This window comes from Synechococcus sp. Lug-A (assembly GCF_024345655.1).
Classification (GTDB): Bacteria; Cyanobacteriota; Cyanobacteriia; order PCC-6307; family Cyanobiaceae; genus MW101C3.
Genome location: NZ_JAGQBN010000033.1, coordinates 1 through 5,519 on the forward strand (window position 1 = coordinate 1; position 5,519 = coordinate 5,519).

The window sequence follows — 5,519 nt, forward strand, 5'->3', positions numbered from 1 at the left end:
ATTCCGCTGGAGCGCCAGGCGCCGGAGCGGGCCGCGGCAGATCTGGCCTGCACTGGCAGCCTGGCGCCTGCCTGGCTGGCCGCTGCCGGCCTGCCGGTCGATCCCGGCAGCGGCCGTGTCCGCACGGCGGCCAGCCTGGAGGTGGTGGGCCGCCCCGGCCTGTTCGCCTGCGGTGACTGCGGCCTGATCGACGGCCAGCCCCGTCCCCCATCGGGGGTCTGGGCGGTGCGGGCCGCGCCGGTGCTGGCGGCCAATCTGAAACGCAGCATCGACAGCCCCGGCCGCCCCCTGCGGCCCTGGCGGCCCCAGCCGTTCGCTCTGCAACTGCTCGGCGATGGCGGCTGGCAACCGGCCGGTCCACGGGCCCTGGCCCTGTTCGGGCCGCTGGCGCTCGGTCCGCACCGCTGGCTGTGGCACTGGAAGCAGGCCATCGACCAGGCGTTCATGGACCGCTTCACCGCTCTGCAGCCGATGGGTGCCGCCCCTGCGGCGGAGCCCATGCCCTGCCGCGGCTGCGCCGCCAAGCTGCCCGCCGCTCCACTGCAGGCGGCCCTGGGGCGACTCGCTGCGGCTGCCGTCCCCGCCGATGACGCCGCCGTGGTGGCCCGGCTCGACGACGGCGCGCTGCTGCTGCAGAGCGTGGATGGCTTCCCGGCCCTGGTGGACGACCCCTGGCTCAACGCCCGCCTCACCACCCTGCATGCCTGCAGCGACCTCTGGGCCTGTGGGGCGCCGGTGGAGAGCGCCCAGGCGCTGGTGACCCTGCCGGCCGCGGCGGCCGCCGTGCAGGAAGAGCTGCTGGTGCAGACCCTGGCGGGGGTGTGTTCCGTGCTGGAGCCGCAGGGGGCCGTGCTGCTGGGCGGGCACACCCTGGAGGGCCGCGATGGTGCCGGGCTCAGCCTGGCGCTCACGGTCAACGGCCGGGTGGCGCCGGCGCAGTTCTGGCGCAAGGGCCCGCTCCAGCCGGGTGATGTGCTGCTGCTCAGCCGCCCGCTCGGCAGTGGCGTGCTGTTCGCGGCGGCGATGGCGGCGGCCGCGGATCCCGCCTGGATCGAGCAGGCGCTGGCGGTGCTGCAGCAGAGCCAGGCGCCGCTGCTGCCGCTGCTGGCGCGTCACGGCTGCCGGGCCTGCACCGATGTGACCGGCTTCGGGTTGCTTGGCCACCTCGGCGAGATGATCGCCGCCAGCCCGGCCGTGCGTGTCGCCCTCGACTGGGCCGCCGTGCCGGCGCTGCCCGGTGCCCTGGAGCTGCTGGCCGCCGGTGTGGCCAGCAGCCTGGCCCCCGCCAACGCCACCGCCCTGGCGCTGCTGGACGGTGCGGTGCAGCTGGAAGGTCCTGGCCCGCACGGCCTTGAGCCCGCCCACAGGGCTCTGCTGATCGATCCCCAGACCTGCGGCCCGCTGCTGGCGGCGCTGCCAGCCAGCAATGCCGCTGCCGCCCTGCAGGACCTGCGGGCGGCCGGCTTCGGCGCTGCTGCCCTGATCGGCCGGGTGCTGGCTTAGATCAGGCCGTCCGCCAGCAGCCGGACGGCGGCCTGCTCCGCGCTCTGTTCCCCCAGCTCCACGCTGGCGACGCCACGACCGCTGAGGTCGTGGTCGTAGCAGCGGTCGTAGTAATCGAGCATCTGCCGGCAGGCTTCGGCCGCCTCCCCGTTGGCGATCGCCTCCAGGGCGATGGCCGTGCGCTGGGGGCCCAGCCGCTTGGCGATGCGACGGGTGGCCTCCGCCACCGCCTCCGGGTCGTGCTGGCCGTAGACCGCCACCAGGTGGTCCAGCCGCTGCTCCAGCGGCCGTTGCACCTCCAGCACCGGTGCTGCCTTCATCTGGCGCCAGAGGCCGGCCGGGATGCGGCAGCGGCCCACCATGGCGCTCTCCGCCTCCAGCCAGATCGCCGCCGCCCCCTCCAGCGCCTGCAAGGCCATGGCCAGCTGGTTCTCGTAGTGCTCCGTGCTGGGTTGCTGCGGCAGCCCCAGCCCGCCGAAGCTGCTGCCGCGGTGGTTGGCAAGGCCTTCGAGGTCCACCACGGCGACCCCGAGCTGCTGCAGGGCCAGCAGCAGCTCGGTCTTGCCGCAGCCGGTGCGGCCCCCCAGCAGGCGCAGCGGCCAGGGCCGCTCGAACAGCTCCAGCGCCCAGCGCCGGAAGCTCTTGTAGCCGCCGTGCAGCAGGCGCACCGGCAGCTCCAGGCTCTCGGCCAGCAGGGCCACGTTGCCGGAGCGCATGCCCCCCCGCCAGCAGGTGAGCCGCAGCGGCGCCCCCTCGGCTTCGGCGCTGCAGGCGGCCAGATCCGCCGCGAGCTCCTTCAGGCGCGGGCCCACCACCGCCAGTCCATGCAGCACCGCTGCCTGGCGCCCCTGCTGCTTGTAGAGCGTGCCCACCTCCGCCCGTTCGGCATCGCTGAACAGCGGCAGGTTGACGGCGCCGGGAATGTGGCCCTGGGCGAATTCCGCCGGGGTGCGCACATCCAGCAGCGGCCCCGTCTCCTGCAGGAAGCGCTCGATCGGCTGGGGCACCACCATCGCCAACCCGGGGCACGACGTTGTGAGCGCCATAGTGGCTCCAGGGCCGCCCTGCTGCGGCGCACCTTGCTTGCACGGCACCCCGGGCAGCGCGACGTGTGGCTCCTCGGACACCTCCTCGTGCCTCCTCGCTCCGCTGTGCTGCGAGCTGCTTCTGCGTTTCCCAGCGCAGTTGCCCGTTCAGCCGCCTGCGTGCCGAGGCGCCGGCCTGGGCCTCACCCGCCTCCCGCTCTGATCCTTCCCCCCGATCCCCTCTCACCGATGACGTTCCGCATCCGTGCCACCGCTGCGCTGGTGGGCCTTTCCCTGGCGCTGCTGCCGGCCCTGGCCCCCGCCGGCGGCCCCCTGCCGTCGCTGCTGAGCGAGGCGAAGGCGCAGCAGAACACCAAGGTGCTGCGCATCGGTGCGATCCCCGACCAGAAGCCTGAGGTGCTCAACCGGCTCTACCCGCTGGTGGCCAATGAACTCAGCCGTCAGCTGGGTGTGAAGGTCACCTATGTGCCGGTGGTGGATTACGCCGCAGCCGTCACCGCCTTCCGCACCGGTGGGCTGGATCTGGTCTGGTTCGGCAGTCTCACGGGGGTGCAGGCGCGCCTGCAGAAGCCCGGCGCCCAGGTGGTCGCCCAGCGCGACATCGACGCCTCGTTCCAGAGCGTCTTCATCGCCAACACCAGCAGCGGCCTCAAGCCGATCTCCAACGTGAAGGGGCTGAGCGAGCTGAAGGGCAAGCGTTTCACCTTTGGCTCGGAGAGCTCCACCTCCGGCCGCCTGATGCCCCAGTTCTACCTGAACCAGGCCGGGGTCAAGCTCAGCGATTTCGCCGGCGGTGTCCCCGGCTTCAGCAGCAGCCATGACGCCACCATCGCCCTGGTGCAGAGCGGCGCCTACCAGGCCGGCGCCCTCAGCGAAGAGGTGTGGCGCAGCAACCTCAGCGAGGGCAAGGTCAACCGCGCCAAGGTGATCCAGATCTGGAAAACCCCCGGCTACCCCAACTACCACTGGCTCGCCCAGCCCGATCTCGACAAGCGCTTCGGCAAGGGCTTCAGCACCCGCATGCGCACGGCGATCCTCAGCTGGCGGACCACCGACCCCGAGCAGAAGCAGATCCTCGCCCTGTTCGGCGCCCAGCGGTTCATCCCCGCCAAGGCTGCGGATTACGCCCGCATCGAGCAGGTGGGCCGTCAGATCGGCAAGATCCGCTGAGGACGCACCGATGAACCCGGTGCTCGAACTGCGCGGCATCACGGTGCCGGGCCAACCGCGACCGCGGCTGGAGGGCATTGACCTCACCATCCGCCAGGGCGAGCGGGTGGCGTTGCTCGGGGCCAGCGGCGCCGGCAAGAGCACCCTGCTGGCGGTGGCTAATGGGCTGCTGCCAGCGCAGCACGGTGAGGTGTTGTGGGAGGGCCGGCCACCGGCCCGCTCACGGCGGGGCCGCCGTCTGCAGCAGGCCCGCATCGGCACCCTCTGGCAGGACCTGCGCCTGGTGGAGGAGCTGAGCGTGCAGCAGAACCTCAATGCCGCGCGGCTGGCGGTCTGGGGCTGGCCGAAGGCCCTGCTCAACCTGCTGCTGCCGCTCGAAACCGACGCCTGCCGCCAGGCGATGGCGACGATGGACCTGGAGCCGCACCTGCTGGAGCGGCCGGTGTCGGCCCTCTCCGGCGGCCAGCGCCAGCGGGTGGCCATGGCACGGCTGCTGCGCCAGGACCCGGTGCTGCTGCTGGCCGATGAACCTCTGGCCAGCCTTGATCCCCGCCTGGCGGCGGAGCTGCTGGCCCTGCTGCTGCGTCAGGCGGTGCCGCCGCGTGCCCTGCTGCTCAGCCTGCACCGCCCCGATCTGCTGGAGGGCTTTGATCGGGCGATCGGTCTGCGGCAGGGCCGGCTGGTGTTCGACGGGCCGATCGCCGCGGTGCACCGGGCGCTGCTGACCGACCTCTACGAAGGCACGCCGCCGTGCAGCTGAGAGTTGCGCCGCCGCTGCTGGTGCTGCTGCCGGCCCTGGTGCTGCTGCCGCTGGGGCTGGTGCTGCCGGGCCTCAGCCACGGCGGCGGCTGGGAGCTGATCGGTCAGTTCGCCATGGCGGCGCTGACGCCGTCGCTGGATCCGGTGGTGCTGCGCTCGGTGGCCGGTGGGCTGCTGGTGACCGTGGCGATGGCGCTGCTGGGCTGGGCGGTGAGCCTGGTGCTCGGCCTGCTGCTGGGCGTGGCCAGCTCCCGCACCGTCTGGACCACCCTCAGCGGCAGTGCCCTGCCCGCCACCGGCATCCGCCGCCTGCTGGCCGTTCCCCGCTCCATCCATGAACTGATCTGGGGGCTGCTGCTCCTGCAACTGCTGGGGCTGCAGCCAGCGGTGGCCGTGCTGGCGATCGTGATCCCCTATGCGGCGCTGGTGGCGCGGGTGCTGAGTGATCTGCTCGACGCGCTGCCCACCACCAACGTGGAGGCCCTGCGGGCCGGTGGGGCGCCGGCGCCGGCCGCGTTACTCACGGCGCTCGGCCCCGCCCTGCTGCCGGGGGTGCTGAGCTACGGCGGCTACCGGCTGGAGTGCGCCCTGCGCAGCGCCACCCTGCTGGGGGTGTTCGGCCTTGGCGGCCTCGGCACCGAGCTGAAGCTCACCATGCAGTCGCTCGCTTTCCACGAGCTCTGGACCGGCCTGTGGCTGCTGCTCGCCGTGATGCTCAGCCTGGAGGCCGGCCTGGGCCATCTGCGGCGACGTTGGCTGATGCCCGTGCGCTTCGGTCTGCAGCAGCCGTCGGTGGGGCTGTGGGCGCGGGAGATGCTGCTGGTGCTGCTGGCCCTGCTGCCGCTCTCGCTGCTGCTGGGTCATGCCCTTGGCGTGCAGCCCCAGGCGCTGCTCAGCGTGCAGCCGTTGCCGCCGCTGCAGAGCGACTGGCCCAGCGTGCTGGCCCTGCCCTGGCCGGCGCTGGTGGGCGGCACCCTGGGGCTGACGCTGCTGGCGGCCTGCCTGGCGGTGGGTCTGGCGCCCCTGCTGCTGCTGCTGGCT

At 73.0% G+C, this 5,519-nt stretch carries 5 protein-coding genes; 4 read left to right on the forward strand and 1 reads right to left on the reverse strand.

Annotated features, from left to right (window positions below; genetic code table 11):
- Positions 1–1,503: selenide, water dikinase SelD (gene selD, locus KBY86_RS15110; protein ID WP_255141738.1), on the forward strand; the 1,503-nt coding region annotated here is incomplete at its 5' end.
- Here selD and mnmH read toward each other — a convergent pair.
- Entirely contained in the window at positions 1,500–2,516 is a 1,017-nt protein-coding gene (gene mnmH, locus KBY86_RS15115) for a tRNA 2-selenouridine(34) synthase MnmH (RefSeq protein ID WP_255141739.1), read from the reverse strand. The two genes, selD and mnmH, sit on opposite strands and share 4 nt — an antisense overlap.
- 261 nt (positions 2,517–2,777) lie before the next feature.
- Between mnmH and KBY86_RS15120 the strand changes: the two genes are divergently transcribed.
- From KBY86_RS15120 to KBY86_RS15130, 3 genes are all read left to right on the forward strand, one after another.
- Positions 2,778–3,719 carry a putative selenate ABC transporter substrate-binding protein gene (locus KBY86_RS15120; protein WP_255141740.1) on the forward strand — a complete coding sequence of 314 codons (942 nt, stop codon included), beginning with the start codon at positions 2,778–2,780 and terminating at the stop codon, positions 3,717–3,719.
- Positions 3,720–3,729: 10 nt separating this feature from the next.
- Entirely contained in the window at positions 3,730–4,479 is a 750-nt protein-coding gene (locus KBY86_RS15125) for a phosphonate ABC transporter ATP-binding protein (RefSeq protein WP_094513337.1), read from the forward strand.
- Positions 4,470–5,519: phosphonate ABC transporter (locus KBY86_RS15130; protein ID WP_315855876.1), on the forward strand; the 1,050-nt coding region annotated here is incomplete at its 3' end. The genes KBY86_RS15125 and KBY86_RS15130, both read left to right, overlap by 10 nt.